This window comes from Aquibium pacificum (genome assembly GCF_040839445.1).
GTDB classification, from domain to species: domain Bacteria; phylum Pseudomonadota; class Alphaproteobacteria; order Rhizobiales; family Rhizobiaceae; genus Aquibium; species Aquibium pacificus.
In genome coordinates this window covers 127,977-150,434 of sequence record NZ_JBDPGJ010000009.1, presented here as the reverse complement: position 1 = coordinate 150,434, position 22,458 = coordinate 127,977, and the positions used below count along the sequence as shown (strand labels likewise).

Sequence of the window (22,458 nt, the reverse complement as noted above, 5' to 3'; positions counted from 1 at the left end):
GCCGCCGCCTCTACGACGTCCGCACCGCCATCGTCACGTGCATCGTCCTGCGCCGGGTGAAGCCGAGGCTCTCGTAGAGCCGGATGGCCGCCGCATTGCTGGCCCAGGCGTGCAGGTAGGGCCGTTTGCCACGGGCGGCGATGCGTCCGGCGACGAACAGCGACAGGAGGCGGGCGTAGCCATTGCCGCGTGCATCGGGATGCGTGCAGACGCCGCTGATCTCGGTGAACCCCGGCTGTTTCATCCGCTCGCCCGCCATGGCCACGAGGCGGCCATCGCGGCGGATGCCCCAGAACCCGCCGAGGCGCAGCGCCTTCAACGTGAAGGGTCCGGGCTTCGTCAGCGTGGCGAGTTCCAGCATGTCGGCGGCATCGACCTCGCCGAGTTGAACGATAAGCGGGTCCTCGACCTCGGGCAGGTGTTCCCTGGCGATCATCTGCACTCCGTCCGCTTCCAGCGTCGCGGTGAGGTTCGCCGGCAGGGCGACCGGATCGGCCTGCAGGAACAGCATCATCTCGCCGGGCGAGGCGAGGCTGGCGAGCGCCGCCAGGCATTCCGCCCCGTCGTCGAGCGTCGCGGCGAAGGGAACGATCGAAGGATCGTAGCGCCGCGCCAGTTCCCCGCCCTCGGCAAGATGGGCATGCCGGGTCGTGAGGGCAGTCCAGGCGGGGCGGTCGAGAAAGCGGGCGATATCCGGATCGGCAAGGGGATCTGATACGACCTTTTCCATATCATCCCTCCGACGCGTGCATCTGCTCTACGACAACGATAACCCCGAGAAGTAATTTTGCCATCGGTTTCGTGGCGCGGGAGATTCTACTGGCTCGACCAATCCTCGACCGTGAGCCCCGGCACATGGCGGAACGCTTGGTCGCGGGTAACGAGCACGGCTCTTGCTTCGAGCGCATGGGCGGCGATGAGTATGTCGAGGGGCTGGAGCGCGCGTCCAGTCCGTCGCATTTCGGCTCGGAGCGTACCGTACTGCTCGGCCGTCGATGCCATCCAGGGCAGGATGGCAATTTCCGCGAAGAACTTTTCTGCGGTTTCCAGGAATCGGATTGCCGTCGGGTTCTTGGACAGGCCGTAGCGGACTTCGCCGTAGACGATGCTCGAAATGCTCGTCCGCTCGCTACCCGCCGCCCGCAAGCGGTTCAAGACCGGTTGAGGACTCCGCGAAAGCAGGGCGCTGACGGTGTTCGTATCGAGCATATAGGTGCGGGTGTTCATTCGAGCGGATCGTCGCGCACCTGACCCTCCTGTTCGCGATCGGCCATGAAATCGTCCGGTATGTCTTCCGGCCGCAGGTTCTCGACCGCCGCGAAAAAGGCCGCAAAACTGCCTGTCTGCTTTGGCTTTTGGTACAGCAGCACACCCCCCGTCACCGGGTCGCGTCGGATTTCCACCTCGGTGCCCTCGAAGCGGAATTCGGCGGGCAGGCGCACTGCCTGGCTGCGGCCGTTCATGAAGAGTTTTGCCGTCTTGCGGGGCTGCTCGTTCATCGCGCTTTCCTCCGCTGGTCTAGATCCCTGATATATACCACCGGCGTGGTGTCTGCAAAGCGTCAGCCCCGCCGCATCCTCACCGGCGCCTTGCCGAAGGCGCGGGAGAAGGCGCGGCTGAAGGCGGCGGAGGAGGAGAAGCCGGTGCGCGCGGCGATGTCGGCCATCGGCTCGGAGGTGTCGAGCACGAGGCGGCGGGCGGCGGCCAGCCGCAGGCGCAGATAGTAGGCGCCGGGGGTTTCGCCGATCGCCGCGGCGAAGGTCTTTTCCAGCGTGCGGGCCGTGACGCCGGTACGCAACGCGATGGCCGAGACCGGGAGGGGCCGGTCGACATGGCTCTCCATCAGGCGGATCGCCTGGGCGAGCCGCGGATCATAACCATCGAGACGGCCGAGCGAGACCAGTGGCTGCGCGTCGGTTGCGGCGCGGGCCTGGTCGTAGATGAAGACCGAGGCGACATCGAGCGCCACCGCCATGCCGAGTCGCGATCGGATCAGGTGCAGCATCAGGTCGAAGGTCGGCGAGGCTCCCCCGGTGGTGAAGACCGGGCCGTCGATGACGTAGCGGTCGGGCCGCACGTCGACCTCGGGAAACGCGGCCGAAAAGTCCTCCAGATCCTCCCAGTGCGTGGTTGCGGCGCGGCCTTCGAGCAGACCGGCGCGGGCGAGCAGCCAGCCGCCCGCTTCCACGCCGCCGACCGCGCGCGCCGAGCGCGCCGCACGCCGGAACGCGGTCGGCAGCGTCCCCGACGAACCGGCGCGGGTCCCGAACCCGCCGACGGCGACCAACACGTCGCAACGTGCGGCCGGATCGAACTTTCCCGTCACCGCGACCGGCAGGCCGGAAGTCGTGATCGCCGGCTCGCCATCGGCCGAGACGATCGACCAGACGAACAGGGATTTTCCTGCCACGCGGTTGGCCGCGCGCAGGGGATCGACCGCCGAGGCGACGCACATGATGGAGGCGCCGGAGAAGACGAGGAAGGTCAGGCGGAGGGGCATACGGTCGGGCCGGAAGATGGAGGAGTGTTCGCTTTGCATCAAATGGAATTCGTAAAGTGTGAAGCGGTGGCGGGCAAGGCGGGAGATGCTCTTTCAGAATGGTGCATCCGTAGACCCCCACCCCTAGCCCCTCCCCTCAAGGGGGAGGGGGGCCGCCAGCCGCCGCGCCTCTCGCCTGTTCGGGAAGCGCTGCGTAAGGTGGTACGGATCATGATCCCCCTTCCCCTTGAGGGGAGGGGTTAGGGGTGGGGGTAGGAGGACGAAACGAGGAGGAACGCGATGCCGCTCACCATGAACCGCGAGGTCTTCATCACCTGCGCCGTCACCGGCTCGGGCGCCACGCAGGACCGCTCGCCGCACGTGCCGCGTTCGCCCAAGCAGATTGCGGAGTCCGCGATCGATGCGGCGCGGGCGGGGGCGGCAATCGTCCATTGCCACGTGCGCGATCCCGAAACCGGCGCGCCGCGCCGCGACGTTGCGCTCTACCGGGAGGTGACGGAACGCATCCGCGAGGCGGAGGTAGACGTGGTGCTGAACCTCACCGCCGGCATGGGCGGCGACATGGTGTTCGGCCCGACCGAAAAGCCGCTGCCGCTGAACCCCAAGGGCACCGACATGGCGGGCGCCGCCGAGCGCGTGAAGCATGTCGCCGAATGCCTGCCGGAGATCTGCACGCTCGACTGCGGCACGATGAACTTCGCCGAGGCAGACTACGTGATGACCAACACGCCCGGCATGCTGCGCGCCATGGGCGGCATGATGACCGAACTCGGCGTGAAGCCGGAAATCGAGGCCTTCGACACCGGACATCTGTGGTTCGCCAAGGAACTGGTGAAGGAAGGAGTGCTGGCGCCACATGCGCTGGTGCAGCTCTGCATGGGCGTGCCCTGGGGCGCGCCGGACGACCTGAACACCTTCATGGCGATGGTCAACAACGTGCCGGCCGACTGGACGTGGTCCGCCTTCTCGCTCGGCCGCAACCAGATGGCCTATGCGGCGGCGGCCGTGCTGGCCGGCGGCAACGTGCGCGTCGGGCTGGAAGACAATCTCTGGCTCGACAAGGGCGTGCTGGCCACCAACGCGCAGCTGGTCGAGCGCGCCGTGACGATCGTGGAGAACATGGGTGCGCGGGTGATCGGGCCTGACGAGGTGCGCAAGAGGCTGGGGCTTGTGAAGCGGGCGCCGGTGGCGGCCTGACGCGCGGATTTGCCGACCATCCAGACTGTTTCGAGGAGGCTCTTCATTGAAGACGGTCAAGTTCACCGCGATGAAGGACGGCGATCGGGAGGACTACGAGTTCCTCAACGAGCACGAGATCGGCTTTGCCGCCAAGACCGGCGACAGGCTGCTCGAGGCGCTGGTGAAACTCGACGAGAGCCTGTCCGGCTACCAGATAACCCGCCTGGGCCACTCCCTGCAGGCCGCGACGCGCGCCTGGCGCGATGGCGCCGACACCGACTGGATCGTCAGTGCCCTGCTGCACGACGTCGGCGACATCTACGCGCCCTATAATCACGACGAATACGCGGCGGCCATCCTGAAGCCCTTCGTGCGCGAGCAGTGCACCTGGGTGGTGGCGAAGCACGGCGACTTCCAGCGGAAGTATTATGCGCATCATGTCGGCGGCGATCCGCACGCGCGGAACAAGTTCGCCGGCCATGCCTATTTCGACGATTGCGACCGGTTCTGCGAACGCTGGGACCAGTCGAGCTTCGATCCAGCCTACGACACGCTGCCGATCGATTTTTTCCGTCCCTTTGTGACCGAGGTGTTCTCGCGCAAGGCCTACGACCCGTCCTTCATGAGGCCGGGCGAACGCGTGCCCCTTGGCGATCCCGAAACAGCAAGAGAAAGAAACGGAGCATCCGCATGACCATCACCAGGGCCGCCTGCATCGGCGGCGGCGTCATCGGGGGCGGGTGGATCGCGCGGCTGGCGCTGAACGGCATCGACGTTGCCGTCTACGATCCGCACCCGGAGGCCAAGCGCAAGGTCGACGAGGTGATGAAGAACGCGCGGCGCGCCTACAAGCGCATGGCGGCGAAGGGTCTGCCGAAGGAAGGCAAGGTCACCTATGCCGCCTCCATCGCCGAGGCGGTGAAGGACGCCGACTTCATCCAGGAAAGCGTGCCGGAGCGGCTCGACGTCAAGTTGAAGACGCTTGCCGAGATCGAGGCGGCCGCGCCGGCCGACGCGCTGATCGGCTCCTCGACGTCGGGCTTCAAGGCGACCGACATGGCGAAGGACATGAAGCATCCCGAGCGCTTCCTCGTCGCCCACCCGTTCAACCCGGTCTATCTCCTCCCGATCAATGAGCTGGTGCCGGGCGAGAAGACCGGCAAGGCATTCGTCGAGCGGGCGAAGGCGGCCTATACCTCCATCGGCATGAAATGCGTCGTCATCAACAAGGAGATCGACGCCTTCGTCGGCAACCGCCTGCTCGAGGCTGCCTGGCGCGAGGCGCTGTGGCTGATCAAGGACGGCATCTGCACGGTCGAGGAACTGGACGACATCATGCGCTACGGCTTCGGCCTGCGCTGGGCGCAGATGGGCATGTTCCAGACCTACCGCATCGCAGGCGGCGAAGCCGGCATGCGCCACTTCATGGCCCAGTTCGGACCGGCGCTCGCCTGGCCCTGGACCAAGCTGATGGACGTGCCGGAGTTCAACGACGAACTCGTCGACCTCGTCGCGACGCAATCCGACGAGCAGTCGGGCAAATGGTCGATCCGGGAACTGGAAAGGATCCGCGACGAGAATCTGGTCGGGATCATGGAAGCGCTGGCGAAGGCCGAAAAGGGCAAGGGCTGGGGCGCGGGCGAGTTGCACAATGCCTACGTGAAGCAGCTTGGCAAGGCGGCCGGCAAGAAGGTGTCGAAGGCGGCCGAGAAGGCGAAGGCGGGCAAGCCCAAGAAGAAGGGAGCCGCGAAGGGAAAGAGGGGGTAGTCTTCATATCCCCTACCACCGCCGCGGTCCGGCGGATATCCGGCCGAGAGGTGAGGAAAAGCGACATGGATTCAGGGCAGACCGAAGCGGGCAGAGCGGAACGGCCGAACGTCGTTCTGGTCCTCGTCGACGACATGGGTTTTTCTGATCTCGGCATCATGGGATCGGAGATCCGCACGCCCAACATCGACGCGCTGGCACACAACGGCGTGCTCCTGTCGGCCATGTACAATTGCGCGCGGTGCTGTCCAACGCGTGCCTCCCTGCTCACCGGGCTTTATCCGCACAAGGCCGGGATCGGCCACATGGGGACCAATCTCGGAACCCCGGCCTACCAGGGGTTCCTGCGCAACGATGCCGCCACGATCGCCGAACTGATGCGGCTCGGCGGCTACCGGACGCTGATGTCGGGCAAGTGGCATGTCGGCGGCGACTACACAGCGCGGCTGGTCGACAGCTGGCGTGTGGGCGACGTCGAGCATCCGACGCCGCGCCAGCGCGGTTTCGACCGCTTCTACGGCTTCGTCGACGGCGTGATGAATTTCTTCTCGCCGCACTACATGATGCGCGACGATTCCCGCGTCGAGGTGTCGCCGTCCGACTTCTACCTGACGGATGCGATCACCGACAATGCAATCCAGATGATCGACGAGAGCGTCGAGCAGGATCAGCCGTTTTTCCTCTATCTGGCCCACCATGCGCCGCACTGGCCGCTGCAGGCGCCGGAAGAGGATATCGCGCGATATGACGGCGTCTATACCGGCGGCTGGGACGTCACGCGCACGGCGCGGCACGAGGAGATGCAGGCGCGCGGCGTGCTGCAGCACAAATGGAACATCTCGCCGCGCGACGAGGCGGCGCCGGGCTGGGGAGACGTGAAGGTCAAGGACTGGGAGGCCGCCCGCATGGCCGCCTACGCCGCGATGATCGACCGACTCGACCAGAACATCGGGCGCGTCACCTCCCGGCTCAAGGAGTTGGGCATTCTCGACAACACGCTGATCCTCTTCCTGTCCGACAATGGCGGCTGCGCGGAGTTCATGGCGGAAGACGGCTGGGGCAAGTATTACTCGGACCGGCACAATGACGGGCGCAAGATCGAGATCGGCAACCGGCCGACGCTGAGGCCCGGCGGTCCGCTGACCTTCATGAGCTACGACCTGCCGTGGGCGAACGTGTCGAACGCGCCGTTCCGGCTGTTCAAGCACTGGGTACACGAGGGAGGCATTTCGACGCCGCTCATCGTGCAATGGCCGAAGCGGTTCCGCCCGCAGACGGTGGTCCACGCCCCCTGCCACGTGATCGACGTCCTGCCGACCATCCTTGCCGCGACCGGCGTCGGCTATCCGTCCGAACTCGGCGGCGAGGCGATCCAGCCGATGGACGGCGAGAACATTCTGCCGCTGCTCGAAGGCCGATCCTGGGAGCGGGAACGGCCGCTGTTCTTCGAGCACGAGGGCAACTGTGCGATACGCGACGGCAAGTTCAAGCTCGTCCGGAAGTTCAATCAGCCGTGGGAACTCTACGACATGGAGGAAGACCGCACGGAACTGAACGACATGATGGGTTGCAACGAGCCGCTGACCGCCCGCCTGACGCGGGACTACGAAGGCTGGGCCGAGACGACCGGCGTCGCCGACTGGAACCGGATGCAGCCGATCCTCTTGAAGGCCTGGGAACTGGGCGACGTGCACGGATGAAGCAGGGATTGGTTGCAACATGAATTTCGGCCTGACCGAGGAACAGTCTCTCATCGTAGAGACCACGCGGGCATTCGTGGAGAACGAACTCTATCCGCACGAGCGCGAAGTGGAGCGCTCTGGGCGGTTGGAGATGGACCTGATCCGCGAATTGCAGAAGAAGGCGACGGCGGCGGGGCTCTACGCGGCCAACATGCCGACCGAGGTCGGCGGCGCCGGGCTCGATACGCTGACCTGGCTGCTCTACGAGAAGGAGCTCGGGCGCGCCAACTACGCGCTGCACTGGACCTGCGTGGCACGGCCTTCCAACATCCTGCTTGCCGGCACCGACGAGCAGAAGGAGAAGTATCTCTATCCCTGCATCCGCGGCGAGACCTGGGACTGCCTGGCGATGACCGAGCCCGGCGCCGGCTCCGACCTGCGCGGCATGAAGGCGAGCGCGGTGGAGAAAGGCGGCGACTGGGTGCTGAACGGCACCAAGCACTTCATCTCCCACGCCGACATCGCCGGCTTCGCCATCGTCTTCATGGCCTCGGGCGAAGAGGACACGCCGCGGGGAAAGCGCAAGAAGATCACCGCCTTCTTCGTCGACAAGGGGACACCGGGATTCTCGGTACGCGAGGGCTACCGCAACGTCTCGCATCGCGGCTACACCAACGCGGTGCTGGAATTCGACGACTGCCGGTTGCCGGCGAGCCAGGTGCTGGGCGAGGTCCACAAGGGTTTCGAGGTGGCGAATTCCTGGCTCGGCGCGACGCGGCTGCAGGTCGCCGCGACCTGCCTGGGCCGGGCCGAGCGAGCGCTGGCGCATTCGATCGACTATGCCGCGCAGCGTCAGCAGTTCGGCCAGCAGATCGGAAAGTTCCAGGGCGTGTCCTTCAAGCTTGCCGACATGGCGACGGAGCTGAAGGCGGCGAACCTCCTGACCTTCGAGGCCGGCTGGAAATACGACGCCGGCACCGTGACCGACGAGGACATGGCCATGGCCAAGCTGAAGGCGACCGAGATGCTCGCCTTCGTGGCCGACGAGGCGATCCAGATCCACGGCGGCATGGGTCTGATGGACGACCTGCCGCTGGAGCGCATCTGGCGCGACGCGCGGGTGGAGCGCATCTGGGAAGGCACGTCGGAGATCCAGCGCCACATCATCTCGCGCGCGCTGCTCAGGGCGGTGGGGGGCTAGTCCGCCCGATGGCGAAAGCGGCGTTCCGCGAAACGGATCTCTATCTCCCGGTCAAGCGCATGCTCGAGGGGCAGGGCTACGAGGTGAAGGGCGAGATCGGGGCGGCCGATCTCGTGGCCGTGCGCGACGGCGACGAGCCGGTGGTGGTGGAGCTGAAATCCGGCTTCTCGCTGTCGCTCTACCATCAGGCGATCGACCGGCAGGCGCTGACCGACGCTGTCTACATCGCCGTGCCGCGCGGCACGGGCAGGGCGTCACTGAAGGCGCTTGTCGAGAACCGGAAGCTCTGCCGGCGGCTCGGGCTCGGGCTGCTGACGGTGAAGCTCGCCGACGGGTTCGTGGAGATCCACTGCGATCCCGAGCCCTACCGTCCGCGCCAGTCCAAGACGCGCCGGGGGCGGTTGCTCAAGGAGTTTGCCAAGCTCGTCGGCGATCCGAACACCGGCGGAACCACGCGGCGCAACCTCGTCACGGCCTACCGGCAGGAGGCGCTGCTGTGCCTCAGCCTCCTCAATGTCCTAGGGCCGACGAAGGCCGCGCTGGTCGCGCGGTACACGGGCGTGGCGCACGCGCGGCGGCTGATGGCCGACAATCACTACGGCTGGTTCGAGCGCGTGGGGACCGGCGTCTACGGTCTCAGCCCGAAGGGGACGGAGGCGATCGTCGACTACGGGTCCGAACTCGGAAAGCTCTCGACCGCGCGCCCCTTCGCCGACCTGCCGCAGACCGGAGCCGGACAATGAACGCGCCGCGCGATCTTTCCCGCCTGCTGCGCCCGAAGACGATCGCGGTGATCGGCGGCGGCTTCTTCGGCTCCAATGTCGTCAGGCAGTCGCTGAAGATGGGCTTCGCCGGCACGATCTGGCCGGTGCACCCGACGAAGGATTTGGTGGAGGGCCTGCCGGCCTACCGCTCGATCGCCGATCTTCCCGGCGTGCCGGACGCCACCTTCATCGGCGTCAACCGGCATCTGACCATCGACATGGTGCGCGAGCTCTCGGCCCGCGGCGCCGGCGGCGCGATCTGCTTTGCTTCGGGGTTCCTGGAGGCCGGCGCGGACGATGCCGACGGGGCGCGGCTGCAGGCGGACCTGATCGCCGCGGCGGGCGACATGCCGGTGATCGGGCCGAACTGCTACGGGCTGATCAACTATGCCGACGGGGCGCTTCTGTGGCCCGACCAGCACGGAGGCGAGCGCCTCGCCCACGGTGCGCGGGGCGTGGCGATCATCACGCAGTCTTCCAACATCGCCATCAACATGACCATGCAGAAGCGCGGACTGCCGGTCGCATACATCATGACGGCGGGGAACCAGGCGCAGACCGGGCTGTCGGAGATGGCGCTGGGGCTGATCGAGGATTCGCGCGTGTCGGCGCTTGGCCTCCACATCGAGGGGTTCGATTCCGTCGAGGGTTTCGAGCGGCTGGCGGCGCGTGCGCGGGAACTGAAGAAGCCGATCGTGGCTATGAAGGTCGGCCGCTCGGAGCAGGCGCGCGCGGCGACGGTGTCGCACACCGCCTCGCTCGCGGGATCGGACGCGGCATCAGATGCCTTCCTGAAGCGGCTCGGCATCGCGCGCGTCGCGACGATCCCGTCCTTCCTGGAAGCGCTGAAGCTGCTCGCTGTCGCCGGTCCGATCGGCGGAAACCGGCTTTCATCGATGAGCTGTTCCGGCGGCGAGGCCTCGGTGATGGCCGACAGCGTCGAGGGGCGGCGGGTGCGCTTTCCGAAGCTCTCGGACGAGCACCGGGCGCGGGTGAAGGCGACGCTCGGGCCGCTGGTCGCGGTCGCCAATCCGCTCGACTACCACACCTTCATCTGGAACAATCGGCCGGCCATGACGGCCGCCTTCTCGGCCATGGTTTCGGGCGGCTTCGATTTGAACATGCTGGTGCTCGACTTCCCGCGCAACGACCGCTGCACGGATGTCGACTGGTGGCCGACGGTGAACGCCTTCGAGGCGGCGCTGAGGGCCAACGGCGCCAAGGGCGCGATCGTCACTTCCATGCCGGAGAACCTGCCGGAGGAATACTGCGCCGGACTGGTCTCGCGCGGGATCGTGCCGCTCTACGGGATCGCCGAGGCAGTGGATGCGGCGGAGGCGGCGGCGGGCGTGGGGGAGGCGTGGGGAAGGGCGTCCCCCTCCCCCTTGAGGGGAGGTCGGACCGAAGGTCCGGGTGTGGGCGACGGTGTTGCCGGTGACGCCGGGTTTGGGGCAGGGGGGGCGGAGGCTTCGGGACGCCCACGCCCAGCCCTGCCGGGGCGAGTCGATGGCCTCGCCCGTCCTTCGGTCCCCCACAAGGGGGCGGGGGACAAGTGCCAGCCGGACGAGGCTGGCGCAAAAGTTCTGCTACGGGACGCGGGGCTGCCGGTGCCGGAGGGGCGCAGGGCGGGGAGCGTGGACGAGGCGGTGGCGGCGGCCGGGGCGCTGGGGTATCCCGTCGCGGTGAAGGCGCTGGGGATCGCGCACAAGTCGGAAGCCGGCGCCGTGAGGCTGAACCTGTGGGACGCGCAAGCCGTCGGGACGGCGGCGCAGGCGATGGTCGGGCTCGGCAGCGGGATCTACGTCGAGCGGATGGTCACCGGCGGCGTTGCCGAACTCATCGTCGGCGTCACCCGTGACCCGTTGTTCGGGCCGGTGATGACGGTGGGCTCCGGCGGCGTCATGGTGGAGCTTCTGAAAGACTCGGCGACGCTGCTCCTGCCCGCTACGCGCGCGGACATCGAAGCGGCGCTGCGCGGGTTGAAGCTGTTCCCGCTGCTCGACGGGTTTCGCGGCCGGCCAAAGGCTGATCTCGGCGCGGTGGTCGATGCGGTCCTGGGGATCGCGAAGTTCGCCATGGCGAATGCCGGGGAGCTCGACGAGCTGGACGTCAACCCGCTGATCGCGTGCGAGCATGGCGCGTGGATCGCGGACGCGCTGATGGTATTCAGGACGCCGGCTTCGTCGGCGACACAGACGAGGAGGACCGAATGACTAACGTCATCACCACCCGAACAGAAGGCGCGATCCTGGAGATCACGCTCGACCGGCCGAAGGCCAACGCCATCGACCTCGCCACGTCGCGCCTGATGGGCGAGACATTTCGGGCCTTCCGCGACGATCCCGCTCTGCGCGCCGCCATCGTCAGGACGGCGGGCGAAAAGTTCTTCTCGGCCGGCTGGGACCTGAAGGCGGCGGCGGGCGGCGACGCGGTGGACGGTGACTACGGCGTCGGCGGCTTCGGGGGCCTGCAGGAACTGATCGACATGAACAAGCCGGTGATCGCTTGCGTCAACGGCATGGCGGTCGGCGGCGGGTTCGAACTGGCGCTCTCCTGCGACCTGATCTACGCCGCCGACCATTCTTCCTTCGCCCTGCCCGAAATTCGTGCCGGCACACTCGCCGACGCCGCCACGGTGAAGCTGCCGAAGCGCATTCCCTATCACGTCGCCATGGACCTCCTGCTCACCGGGCGGTGGATGGACGTCGCCGAGGCGCACCGCTGGGGCCTCGTCAACGAGGTGCTGCCGGCCGACCGGCTGGAGGCGCGCGTGTGGGACGTCGCGCGGCTTCTGGCGGGCGGACCTCCGCTCGTCTTCGCCGCCATCAAGGAGGTGGCGCGCGAGGCGGAGGCGATGGGGTTCCAGGACGCGATGAACTGGATCACCAAGCGCAAGTTTCGCACGGTGGATGCGCTCTATGCGTCGGAGGACAACATGGAAGGGTTTCGCGCCTTTGCCGAGAAGCGGGATCCGGTTTGGAAGGGGAAATGACGGTGCGCGGCCATCGTCGTTCAAGAAAGACGTATGCCCCCACCTCTGACACCTCTCCGCGGGGGGAGGGAAGGATCGTGTCATGACCGACTACACGACACTCATCGATGCCGAGACATGGGCCTTCATCGAGCGGACGAACTCCTTCTACCCACCCGACACGGTCGACTACGGCATCGACCGCCAGCGCGCGATCTACGACCGCATGTGCCGGGAGTTCCATGCCGGCTATCCCGACGGGATCGCGGTCGAGACGACGGCGATCGGCACGGCGACGCATCGTATCCCGATCCGTATCTACAGGCCGGGGGGAAATGAGCCGGCGGCGCTGGTGCTCTATTTCCATGGCGGCGGCTTCGTCGTCGGGGGGCTGGAAAGCCATGACGACGTCTGCGCCGAGCTTTGCCGGCGTACCGGCTGCATGGTGGTCTCGGTCGACTACCGGTTGGTGCCGGAGCATGTTCATCCCGCCGCTTTTGACGATGCGATGACGGCGTTCCGGTGGGCCGCCGACACGCAAAGCCTGCCGATCGTGCTTGCGGGGGATTCGGCCGGCGGCAACCTTGCGGCGGCGGTGGCGCATTCGTCGCGCGGGCATCTCCGCGCTCCGGTCGGACAGGTGCTGATCTATCCCGGCCTCGGCGGCGACCATACCAAGGGCTCCTATGTCACCCATGCCGAGGCGCCGATGCTCTCGGTGCGCGACATCGAATTCTATCGCAAGGAGCGCTTCGGCGGCGAGGAGCCTGCGGGTGACGCCAGTGCGGCACCCCTGCACGACGCGGATTTCTCCGGCCTTCCGCCGACCGCGATCGTCACGGCGGAATGCGACCCGCTCTCCTCTGACGGCGAGGCCTATCGCGACGCGATCCTTTCGGCCGGCGGCAAGGCGGTGTGGTTTGAAGAAAAGGGCCTGGTGCACGGCTACCTGCGAGCGCGACATACCGTGGGGCGGGCACGAGAGAGCTTTTCGCGGATCGTGGAGGCGACCGCCGCGCTGGCGAAGGGGGAATGGCCGTATTGAATCGCCCGCGGGCTGCTTCGACGACGGCGAAAAGCATTCGTTAACGCCGTTTCGTAATCCTATGCCCGCCGATCGCCGCATTCGCGCGGCAGAGGAAAAGATCTCGCGTTACTCATTGCCGGAGTTTCGATGATCCCGTCCGTCTTCCGCAACGCCGCTCTTGTCGCACTTCTCGTGCTGACCGCCGCTTGCGCGAGCAGGGAGATCGTGACGTCGAGCATCGGCAATTCGGCGAGTGCGGAGGAATATCTCGGATACGTCCGGCAGGTGAACGGCCTAGCGCCGGCGAGGCCCGATCCGCTGCTGGAAAAGGCCGCCGGACAGCAGGCGCGCTACATGGCCGAGACGGGGCGGATGGTGCACACGACCCGCACCGGACGCGACTTCGCCACGCGCATGGGCCAGAATGGCGTGCCGGGTCCGGCGGCCGAGAACATCGCACATGGCGGGATGGGGCTGGCGAAGCTGTTCCAGATGTGGGCCGATTCGCCATCGCACCGCAAAAATATGCTCGACCCGCGCTTCACGCGCTATGGCCTGGCGTCCGCCACCGATGCGCAGGGCAAGCGCTACTGGGCACTGGTGATGGGCAAGTAGGCCGCACTCAGGCCAGGAATGGCTTGGCCTTCATGGTGTTCGGGACAGGCACACCGAGCCGTTTCAGGATCGTCGGGGCAAGCTGCAGCTGGTCGAGAAGGGTGTCCTCCTTCGGGCCCTTGCCCTCGCCGAAATAATAGAGCGCGAAATCCTGCTGCAGATCCTCCCGGCCGCCGTGGTGGCCGCGGTCGGTCTGGCCGTGGTCGGCGGTCACCATTACCTCGTAGCCGGCGGCGCGCCATTTCGGCAGGAAGGCGGCGAGCATGGCGTCGGCCACCGCGCAGGCGTGGTCCATCGGCGTGTTGTCGTGGCCGAAGCGATGGCCCATGGAATCGAGCGTGCAGGTGTGGAGGATGCCGTAGTCGATGCCATGGCGCTGGCACAGCATGGTCAGCGTGGCGAAGAGGTCGACGTCGGACGGCGTCATCTGGTTGTCGTGGCCGTAGCCTGTCATGGTGTGGAAGCGCCCGTGCGTGATCGGTCCGCCCGGCTCGTCGTATTCGATGTCGTTGACGAGGTCGAAGGGATGGCGGTTGAAGAATTCCGACCAGTAGGAATGGGTGACGGCGCCCGTCTTGCCGCCGGCCTTCGTCACCTCGGAAAAGACGTCGGGCTGGGCGACGCGGAAGCGCACCTCGTTGGACAGGATGCCATGCACCTGCGGGGTGACGCCGGTGTGGATGGAGGCGTAGCAGCAGGCCGATGTCGACGGCAGCACGGCGCGCATCTTCCACACCTGCGCCTCGCCGGACTGCACCCAGCCCTCGAGATTTCCGAACAGCCGGCGCCAGTTGCGCCAGGGGACGCCGTCGAGGATGATGAGGAGGAGTTTGGTATGCAAAATCAACCGAATGCCCTCACCACTACATAAATTCCCATAAATATGTGGAACAAAAACACCCCGGTCCACAGATGGTAAAGTCGGATATTGTTCAAAAATCTGAATCTTTTTTCAGTTTTTTCGTCGCTGTTCCTCCGAATTTTCTCTATTTCCGAGAGATTGTTAGCTTGAAGCAATTCGCGTCTGTAAGCTCCGGCTCTGTCGACATGTTTCCTAAATCTCTCGTAATGTTTTAGATTGACTACAATGCCAAAAATACCGAGGGCGAGCAATAGCGACCCAAGAGGTATGTCTTGTTTGTCAATGGAATCTTGAAAAGAGATGGCGGCGATGAGTGCAGCAGCAAACCCATTCAAATAACTGCTTATATTTGAGCGCAATATCTCATGGTGGCGGCCTTGTTCGATTTCCGTTCGGTAGAGGACGAGCAGAAGATCAGATTTTATTTTGGTATGATTATCATCAGCCATCACTCATTTTCTCGATTCGTAGCGCTAAATGTAAGATATTGTACATCTCATCGATGCGCGGGGATTTTTAAGGAAATGAAAATTTCTCATATTCTTAGCGTGCAGGTAATCCGCATATTCCGAAATTAGTCATTTAGGCGACGATTACTTCGCATCAATATAGGCCGCGGACCGGAAACTAAGGGAAGTGGTGATCCCGCTCAGTTCCCCGCGCTCTCCATCCTGCGCCCCGAAATCGCCTTCTCCAGCCAGCCGAGTTCCATCTCCGGCACTGACGACAGGAGCAGGTCCGTGTAGTCGTCGAAAGGCGGTGCAAGGACCTGGCTCTTGGGGCCATAGCGAACCACCGCGCCGCGGTACATGACGGCGATGGAATCGGCGATTGATTTCACTGTGGCGAGGTCGTGGGTGATGAAGAGATAGGCGACGTTCTCGACGGCCTGGAGATTGAGAAGAAGCTTCAGGATGCCGTTGGCGACCAGCGGGTCGAGCGCGGAGGTGACCTCGTCGCAGATGATGAGCTTGGGCTTGGCGGCGAGCGCGCGGGCGATGCAGACGCGCTGCTTCTGGCCGCCCGAGAGCTCCGCCGGATAGCGGTCGAGGAAGCCCTTGCCCATCTCGATCTCCTCGAGGAGCTCGGCCACGCGCTGGTCGCGTTCCTTTCCGCGGAGGCCGAAATAGAACTCCAGCGGCCGGCCGATGATCGTGCCGACCGTCTGGCGCGGGTTCATCGCCACGTCGGCCATCTGGTAGATCATCTGGAGTTCGCGCAGGTCGTTCTTGGTCCGGTCGGCGAGCTTTCCGGGAAGCGTGCGGCCATCGAAATTGATCGATCCCTCGCGCGGGGGGAGGAGGCCGGTGATGGCGCGGGCGAGCGTCGACTTGCCCGAGCCGGACTCGCCGACGACGGCAAGCGTCTGGCCGGGGAAGATGTCGACCGAGACGTTCTTCAGGACGTCGACCGCGCCACCGCCATAGGCGGCCGTCACGTTCTTCACGGAGAGGAACGGCGCTTCACCCGGCACCTTCTCCTGGTGCTCGATGTGGTGCACCGATACGAGTTGGTTGGTGTATTCCTGGCGCGGCTCCTTGATGATCTGCCGCGTGCCGCCCCATTCGACCAGCTTGCCGTGGCGCAGCACCATGATCTCGTCCGAGACCTGGGCGACGACGGCCAGATCGTGGGTGATGTAGAGCGCGGCGACGCCGGTGTCGCGGATCGCATCCTTGATGGCGGCGAGCACGTCGATCTGCGTGGTGACGTCGAGCGCGGTGGTGGGCTCGTCGAAGACGATCAGGTCCGGCTCCGAGCAGAGCGCCATCGCCGTCATGACGCGCTGCAGCTGCCCGCCCGACACCTGGTGGGGGTACCGGTCGCCGATGGTTTCGGGATTGGGCAGGCTGAGCTTGCGGAACAGGTTGACGGCGCGCTTCTCGGCTTCGGCGCGGCTCGCGACGCCGTGCAGCAGCGTCGCCTCGACCACCTGGTCCATCAGTTTGTGCGCGGGATTGAAGGCGGCGGCCGCCGATTGCGCGACATAGCAGACCTCCTTGCCGCGAAGCCTGCGCAGACCGCCCACTCCGCCCTTCAGGATGTCACGGCCGTTCAGGAGAACCTCTCCGCCGGTAATGCGCACGCCGCCGCGGCCATAGCCCATGGCCGAAAGCCCGATGGTGGACTTGCCGGCGCCAGACTCGCCAATCAGCCCCAGGACCTTGCCTTTCTGCAGCGTCAGCGAGACGCCATCGACAATGGTGACGTTGCGCGGGTCTTCGCCGGGCGGATAGACGGTCGCCTCGATCTTCAGGTTGCGGATGTCGAGCAGGGGCCCGCCATCCGTCTTGCGTGCATCGACCCTGGCCATCAGCCGCGCCCTCCCTTCAGGCTGGTGGTGCGGTTGAGGATCCAGTCGGCGACCAGATTGACCGAGATGGCGAGCGCGGCGATCGCGGCCGCGGGAATCAGCGCGGCGGAGATGCCGAAGACGATGCCCTCCTTGTTCTCCTTGACCATGCCGCCCCAGTCGGCGGATGGCGGCTGGACGCCGAGGCCGAGGAAGGAGAGCGCGGACAGGAAGAGCACCGCGTAGATGAAGCGCAGACCGAGCTCGGAAATGAGCGGCGACAGCGCGTTGGGCAGGATCTCGCGGAAGATGATCCAGCCCATGCCCTCGCCGCGCAGCTTTGCCGCCTCGACGAAGTCCATGACGTTAATGTCGGCAGCGACCGCGCGCGAGAGTCGGTAGACTCGGGTGGAGTCGAGAATGCCCATGACGAGGATCAGGGTCACGACGGTCGAAGGCAGGACCGAGAGGACGACCAGACCGAAGATCAGCGTGGGGATCGACATCAGGAGATCGACGAAGCGCGACATGATCGTGTCGAACCATCCGCCGACCACGGCCGCGGTGAAGCCCAGGATCGCCCCCATGCCGAAGGACAGCGCCGTGGCCAGAACCGCGATGAAGATGGTGATGCGCGCGCCGTAGATCATGCGCGACAGCAGGTCGCGTCCCAGGTTGTCGGTGCCGAGCCAGTGCTCGGCATTCATCGGTTCCCAGACGCCCCCCACGATCTGCCCGCCGCCATAGGGTGCGAGCAGCGGCGCGAAGATCGCGGTGAAGAGGAAAAGCGCCGTGATGATGAGGCCGAGCAGCGCGCCGGCCGGGATGTGTTTCAAGTCCAGCATCGGCCCGCCCCTATTTCGGATGCCTGAGTCGCGGGTTGGCCAGGATGGCCGCGATGTCCGCGATGATGTTGAGGCTGATGTAGACAGCGGCGAAGATGAGGCCGACGGCCTGCACGACGGGTACGTCGCGCTTGGCGACGTGGTCCACCAGGTACTGGCCCATGCCGGGATAGACGAAGATGACCTCGACCACCACGACGCCCACGACGAGGAAGGCGAGGTTGAGCATGACGACGTTGACGATCGGCGCGATCGCGTTGGGGAACGCGTGCTTGCGGATGATGTCGAGCGCGCCGAGCCCCTTGAGTTCGGCCGTCTCTATGTAGGCGGACTGCATGACGTTCAGGATCGCGGCACGCGTCATGCGCATCATGTGCGCGAGAACTACCAGCACGAGCACGGTCGCGGGCAGCACGATCGCCCGCAACTTTTCAAGGAAGGGCATGCCGTCGTAGACGGTCGATATCGATGGAAACCATTGCATCTTCACGGCGAAGAAGAAGATCAGCAGGTAGCCGATGAAGAATTCCGGCAGCGAGGTTGATGCGAGTGCGAAGCCGGAGATCGCCTTGTCGATCGGACCGTTGCGGTAGCGCACGGCAAGCAGTCCGAGCAAGATCGCCAGCGGCACGGAGACGATGGCGGCCCAGAAAGCGAGGAACAGCGTGTTCCACAGCCGCGGCAACAGCGTGGTCGCGATGTCCTGGCGCGTCGTCAGGGCAGTTCCCAGGTCACCGGTCATCACGCCGCCCAGCCAGACGAAATAGCGCACGATGGCGGGCTGGTTCAGGCCCAGTTCCTCGCGAAGGTTCGCGAGGGACTGCGGCGTCGCCGACTGGCCGAGAATCGACTGGGCGACGTCGCCCGGAAGGATCTGGGTGCCGGCGAAGATCAGCGCCGACACGGCGAGTAGGAGGACGACTCCCAGCGCGATGCGCTGGGAGATCATCCTCAGGATCGGAGAGCCCCCCACGCTCCCGACCCGCCTATGCCGAAAGCCAGCATTCGGCCAGCGCATAGCCGTCCATCATCTCGCCAGCGGGGTGCGGGTTGAACCCGCCCGCCTTGGCGCCGGAAGCATCGATGAAGTCGTTGAACATCGGCAGGATCAGTCCGCCTTCGTCGCGGACGAGCATGCCCATGTCGGCGTACATCTGCTTGCGCTTGGCCTCGTCGAGTTCGCTGCGCGCGGCGAGCAGCATCTGGTCGAACTTCTCGTTGAAGAAGCGCGTGTCGTTCCAGTCGGCCTTGGAGTAGTAGGCGGTCGTGTACATCTGGTCCTGCGTCGACCGCCCGCCCCAGTAGGAGGTCGAGAAGGGCTGCTTGTTCCAGACTTCCGACCAGTAGCCGTCGCCCGGCTCGCGCTTGACCTCGATGGTGATGCCGGCGGCCGCGCAGGACTGCTGGTAGAGCTGGGCTGCGTCGACGGCGCCGGTGAAGGCAACATCGGACGTGCGCAGCAGTACCGGGCCGTCATGGCCGGACTTCTTGAAGTGGAACTTCGCCTTGTCCGGGTCATAGGTGCGCTGCTCGAGTTCCGTGAACAGCGGATAGGCCGCGTTGATGGGGAAGTCGTTGCCGACCGACCCATAGCCGAACAGGATCTTGTCCAGCATCTCCTCGCGGTTCATGGCGTATTTCAGCGCCAGACGCAGGTCGTTGTTATCGAAGGGCGCCGTGTTGCAGTGCATGATGAAGACGTAGTGGCCGCGGCCGGACACGTTCTGGATCGTGACGCCGGGGACGCGCTTGATCAGTTCGACGATCTTCGGCTCCACCCGGTTGATCATCTGCACCTGACCGCCCTGCAGAGCCGACGTGCGCGCGGTCGCGTCGTTGATGACGATGATTTCGATCTGGTCGGCATGGCCCATATCGTCGCCACCCCAGTAGTTGGCGAACTTCTCGCCGCCCTGGCGAACGCCCGGTTCGTTGATCGTGACCTTGTAAGGCCCGGCAGAAATGCCCTCCGTCGGATTGTCCTTGCCGCCATTCGGCTGGATGATCAGGTGATAATCCGCCATCAGGTAGGGGAAGTCGGCGTCGGCGCTGGCGAGCGTGACGATAACCTCGTTGCCGCTTGCCTTGACGCCGGTGATGTTCTTCAGGATTCCAAGTGCGCCCGACTTGGAGTTTTCGTCGGCGTGACGCTCGATCGTCGCTGCGACGTCCTCGGCGGTAACCGTCTTGCCGTTGTGGAACTCGACGCCCTGCTTGATCTTCATGGTCCAGGTCATGGCGTCGTCGGACGCGCCGATTTCCTCGGCCAGCCTGTTCTGGAGAGAGCCGTCGCGGTTGAGGCGAACCAGATAGTCGCCCCAGCACTTGCCGAAGGAGAACGGAACCTGGCTCAGGAAGGACGCCGGATCGAGGCTGTTCGTCGCCTCGCCGCCCTGCAACCCAGCCTTGAGCGTGCCGCCCTTGACCGGCTCCTGGCCGAACGCAACGCTGCTCAGAAGGGAATTCGCGAAGGGAGCGGCCACGCCCAACGCGGCGGCACGGCCGAGAAAATCGCGCCGGCTCAGTTTGCCGAGCGCGACGTGACGGCTCAGGAATTCGAGTTCTTTCGACATGGAATGCTCCTCACTGTGATTGTGTTGCCCCTGGGCCATAAGAAGGCCTCTTCGTGTCAGGAATATTGGCGCCAAGGATGGCCGGTCTACAAGACCGAAAGCGACATTCCCTGGCGTAAATCGTATGGCGCAATTGGACCAAGGGTGGCGCGATCAGATATGATCACGGCTGATTTCATTAACGAATTTTCGTGTGAACACAAGCTTCTCCCCCTCGAAAGCGTCGATTCGTCCCTCCAGGAAAAACGTCGTGGCATCGCTGCGCATGCTGGTGATGGTCTCGGTTCGCACCTGCCATTGGTCGCGCGAAAGGGTTTCGGTCCAGTGCGTCTCTCCCCGGGCGCTCAAGGGATCGGCCGGGTCGATCGACCATCTTTCCCGGGCGATCCCGCCGCTGGCGAGGCCATGGTCGAGGTCGCGAACCTCGCCGAAATCGTCCTCGATCGCCAGCGTCACCAGGCCGGTTGCCGGATCGCGCGCGGTCTCGCGGCGGTTGGAAGCCGGGCGGATCGTCTCGGTCTGCCAGGGCTTCGCGCCTTCCGGTTCCGCGAATGTCCATTCGTCTCCCTCGCCTCGCGAGGTTCTCACCGTCAGGTCCAGCGAGCCCTTGCGGAGCGTTAGCGTCACCTCTTCCGGCGACGGCCAGACCATCGGCCAGTAGGTCGACGAGACTGCGACGCGAAGACGGTGGCCGGGCTTGATGGAGTAGGCGACATCGTCGAGGCGGAAGGAGACTTCCATCGCCTCGTCGGGTACCACGGCTTCGGGAAACTCGTGCGAGTTGCGGTGACAGAGATTGAACACGCCGTAGGTGATGCGGGTCGATGCGCCGTCGGGCTGGACGTCGCAGAGCCGCACGGCAACCATGGCGACCGGCCGGTCCGCCGAGAGCGTCAGCCGCACGACGGGCCCGCCGACGATGTCGAGCGTTTCATCCAAGGGCGCGCCGTCGAAGCAGCAGGATTTTTCGTCGTCCATGCGCTGGTCTCCCGGTAGTTCGGGACCGAGCCAGATGGCGCAGTACTCGCCGCCCGCCATGCCGCAATCCTGCGGCGAGCGGATCGCATATTCGATCGGACCCTGCGCGCCGGCCGACAGCATTGAATTGGAGCCGAGGCCGAACTCTCGGCTCTCGATCCGACCGGAAGGCCACGCCTGCTCAGCGATCCAGCGCCCGGGCCGTTCCTCGTACCAGTCACGCGGGGGGACCGAATCCATCAGATAGAGCCGCATCGCCGGATCGTTCTCGACGCCGGTGTCGATGTCCTTCAGCCAGCGGTCCCACCAGCGCAGGGCTTCCTGGAGGAAGCCGATGGCGGGTTTCGGCACGGCGAAATGGGGATACTTGTGGATCCACGGGCCAACGATGCCCTTGGCCGGGGCTTTCGTGATGCCGGTGACGAGACGCGAGACGGCGTTCTTGTAGGCGTCGCCCCAGCCGCCGACGGCGAGCGTCGCTGCCTTGATCCGCGAAAAATCTTCGCAGACCGAGCCGCGCTTCCAGTAGGCGTCGCGGGTCTGGTGCGACAGCCAGACCGCCGGAAGGAAGGGCTCGTTCTCCAGCCGATCGAGCCACATCTCTCGCCAGCGCTCGCCGACCAGCGCGGGATCAGGCGGGCGGGAGGAATAGGAAAGCATGGTGGCGCCCCAACCCTGGTTTTCGTTGAGCAGGAGCCCGCCCTTGTAGTGGATGTCGTCGGCATAGCGGTCGTCGGTCGAGCAGAGCGTGATGATGGCCTTGAGCGCCGGCGGTTCCTTCGCGGCGACCTGTAGCGCGTTGAAGCCGCCCCACGAGATGCCCATCATGCCGACATTGCCGTTGCACCAGGGCTGGCACGCGGACCAGGCGATGACGTCGCAGGCGTCCTGCAACTCCTGCTCGGAGTATTCGTCCTCCATGAGCCCTTCGGAATCGCCGTTGCCGCGCATATCGACGCGCAGGCAGGCGTAGCCGTGGCCGGCGAAGTACGGATGGGTGAGATTGTCCCGGCCGATGGTGCCGTCGCGCTTGCGATAGGGCAGGTGCTCCACGATCGCGGGCACCGGGTTTCCCCCGGCGTCCTGCGGTATCCAGGCGCGCACCGAGAGCCGGCAGCCGTCCGGCATGACGATGCCGAGATCGGGATGCTCGACGACTTTGCGGGGAAACTCGGTGACGGTTTTCATGGTGGCCCTCTCG

21 protein-coding genes are annotated in these 22,458 nt (G+C 65.4%); 10 read left to right on the top strand and 11 right to left on the bottom strand.

The genetic code is table 11. The features are described 5' to 3' along the window. Nucleotides 1-10: 10 nt before the first annotated feature. The 4 genes from ABGN05_RS28040 to ABGN05_RS28025 form a co-directional block, all read right to left on the bottom strand. On the bottom strand, nt 11-691 hold the full coding sequence (locus ABGN05_RS28040; RefSeq protein WP_367957373.1) for a GNAT family N-acetyltransferase: 681 nt from the start codon (nt 689-691) through the stop codon (nt 11-13). Nucleotides 692-816: 125 nt separating this feature from the next. Then, nucleotides 817-1,227, bottom strand: a complete 411-nt coding sequence (locus tag ABGN05_RS28035; protein WP_367957334.1) for a type II toxin-antitoxin system VapC family toxin — start codon at nt 1,225-1,227, stop codon at nt 817-819. After that, nucleotides 1,224-1,499: an antitoxin gene (locus tag ABGN05_RS28030; protein WP_367957333.1), complete on the bottom strand. Its 276-nt coding sequence runs from the start codon at nt 1,497-1,499 to the stop codon at nt 1,224-1,226. The genes ABGN05_RS28035 and ABGN05_RS28030 overlap by 4 nt, the downstream gene beginning before the upstream one ends. A gap of 62 nt (nt 1,500-1,561) precedes the next feature. Further along, nucleotides 1,562-2,542 carry a GlxA family transcriptional regulator gene (locus tag ABGN05_RS28025; RefSeq protein WP_367957332.1) on the bottom strand — a complete coding sequence of 327 codons (981 nt, stop codon included), beginning with the start codon at nt 2,540-2,542 and terminating at the stop codon, nt 1,562-1,564. A 237-nt stretch (nt 2,543-2,779) separates the two neighbouring features. On the opposite strand from ABGN05_RS28025, the gene bcoG reads away from it, so the two are divergent. From bcoG to ABGN05_RS27975, 10 genes are all read left to right on the top strand, one after another. After that, entirely contained in the window at nt 2,780-3,697 is a 918-nt protein-coding gene (gene bcoG, locus ABGN05_RS28020) for a 3-dehydrocarnitine:acetyl-CoA trimethylamine transferase BcoG (protein WP_367957331.1), read from the top strand. A 46-nt stretch (nt 3,698-3,743) separates the two neighbouring features. Continuing rightward, complete coding sequence (locus tag ABGN05_RS28015; RefSeq protein ID WP_367957330.1) at nt 3,744-4,373, top strand: HD domain-containing protein; 630 nt, start codon at nt 3,744-3,746, stop codon at nt 4,371-4,373. Further along, on the top strand, nt 4,370-5,446 hold the full coding sequence (locus ABGN05_RS28010; RefSeq protein ID WP_367957329.1) for a 3-hydroxyacyl-CoA dehydrogenase NAD-binding domain-containing protein: 1,077 nt from the start codon (nt 4,370-4,372) through the stop codon (nt 5,444-5,446). Before ABGN05_RS28015 ends, ABGN05_RS28010 begins: the two co-directional genes overlap by 4 nt. Before the next feature lie 65 nt (nt 5,447-5,511). After that, on the top strand, nt 5,512-7,146 hold the full coding sequence (locus tag ABGN05_RS28005) for an arylsulfatase (RefSeq protein ID WP_367957328.1): 1,635 nt from the start codon (nt 5,512-5,514) through the stop codon (nt 7,144-7,146). Nucleotides 7,147-7,165: 19 nt separating this feature from the next. After that, nucleotides 7,166-8,329, top strand: coding sequence for an acyl-CoA dehydrogenase family protein (locus ABGN05_RS28000; RefSeq protein WP_367957327.1), 1,164 nt, complete (start codon nt 7,166-7,168; stop codon nt 8,327-8,329). Nucleotides 8,330-8,337: 8 nt separating this feature from the next. Continuing rightward, nucleotides 8,338-9,072: a DUF2161 domain-containing phosphodiesterase gene (locus ABGN05_RS27995; protein ID WP_367957326.1), complete on the top strand. Its 735-nt coding sequence runs from the start codon at nt 8,338-8,340 to the stop codon at nt 9,070-9,072. Continuing rightward, nucleotides 9,069-11,306: an acetate--CoA ligase family protein gene (locus tag ABGN05_RS27990; protein WP_367957325.1), complete on the top strand. Its 2,238-nt coding sequence runs from the start codon at nt 9,069-9,071 to the stop codon at nt 11,304-11,306. Before ABGN05_RS27995 ends, ABGN05_RS27990 begins: the two co-directional genes overlap by 4 nt. Beyond that, complete coding sequence (locus ABGN05_RS27985) at nt 11,303-12,085, top strand: carnitinyl-CoA dehydratase (protein WP_367957324.1); 783 nt, start codon at nt 11,303-11,305, stop codon at nt 12,083-12,085. The genes ABGN05_RS27990 and ABGN05_RS27985 overlap by 4 nt, the downstream gene beginning before the upstream one ends. 82 nt (nt 12,086-12,167) lie before the next feature. Next, complete coding sequence (locus ABGN05_RS27980) at nt 12,168-13,109, top strand: alpha/beta hydrolase (protein WP_367957323.1); 942 nt, start codon at nt 12,168-12,170, stop codon at nt 13,107-13,109. A gap of 129 nt (nt 13,110-13,238) precedes the next feature. After that, the gene (locus tag ABGN05_RS27975) at nt 13,239-13,706 is read left to right on the top strand and encodes a CAP domain-containing protein (protein ID WP_367957322.1); all 468 of its coding nucleotides are present in this window, start codon (nt 13,239-13,241) and stop codon (nt 13,704-13,706) included. Between the two features lie 7 nt (nt 13,707-13,713). Here ABGN05_RS27975 and ABGN05_RS27970 read toward each other — a convergent pair whose 3' ends face one another. The 7 genes from ABGN05_RS27970 to ABGN05_RS27940 form a co-directional block, all read right to left on the bottom strand. Continuing rightward, the gene (locus ABGN05_RS27970; protein ID WP_367957321.1) at nt 13,714-14,553 is read right to left on the bottom strand and encodes an alkaline phosphatase family protein; all 840 of its coding nucleotides are present in this window, start codon (nt 14,551-14,553) and stop codon (nt 13,714-13,716) included. Beyond that, the gene (locus tag ABGN05_RS27965; protein ID WP_367957320.1) at nt 14,550-15,017 is read right to left on the bottom strand and encodes a hypothetical protein; all 468 of its coding nucleotides are present in this window, start codon (nt 15,015-15,017) and stop codon (nt 14,550-14,552) included. Before ABGN05_RS27965 ends, ABGN05_RS27970 begins: the two co-directional genes overlap by 4 nt. Before the next feature lie 200 nt (nt 15,018-15,217). Beyond that, a complete protein-coding gene (locus tag ABGN05_RS27960; protein ID WP_367957319.1) occupies nt 15,218-16,882 on the bottom strand; it encodes an ABC transporter ATP-binding protein in 1,665 nt (554 codons plus the stop codon). Continuing rightward, nucleotides 16,882-17,706, bottom strand: a complete 825-nt coding sequence (locus tag ABGN05_RS27955) for an ABC transporter permease (RefSeq protein ID WP_367957318.1) — start codon at nt 17,704-17,706, stop codon at nt 16,882-16,884. The genes ABGN05_RS27960 and ABGN05_RS27955 overlap by 1 nt, the downstream gene beginning before the upstream one ends. Before the next feature lie 10 nt (nt 17,707-17,716). Further along, nucleotides 17,717-18,655 carry an ABC transporter permease gene (locus tag ABGN05_RS27950; protein ID WP_373695991.1) on the bottom strand — a complete coding sequence of 313 codons (939 nt, stop codon included), beginning with the start codon at nt 18,653-18,655 and terminating at the stop codon, nt 17,717-17,719. Between the two features lie 37 nt (nt 18,656-18,692). Further along, complete coding sequence (locus tag ABGN05_RS27945) at nt 18,693-20,279, bottom strand: ABC transporter substrate-binding protein (protein ID WP_367957315.1); 1,587 nt, start codon at nt 20,277-20,279, stop codon at nt 18,693-18,695. A 153-nt stretch (nt 20,280-20,432) separates the two neighbouring features. Continuing rightward, nucleotides 20,433-22,445, bottom strand: a complete 2,013-nt coding sequence (locus ABGN05_RS27940) for a CocE/NonD family hydrolase (RefSeq protein ID WP_367957314.1) — start codon at nt 22,443-22,445, stop codon at nt 20,433-20,435. Nucleotides 22,446-22,458: the final 13 nt, after the last annotated feature.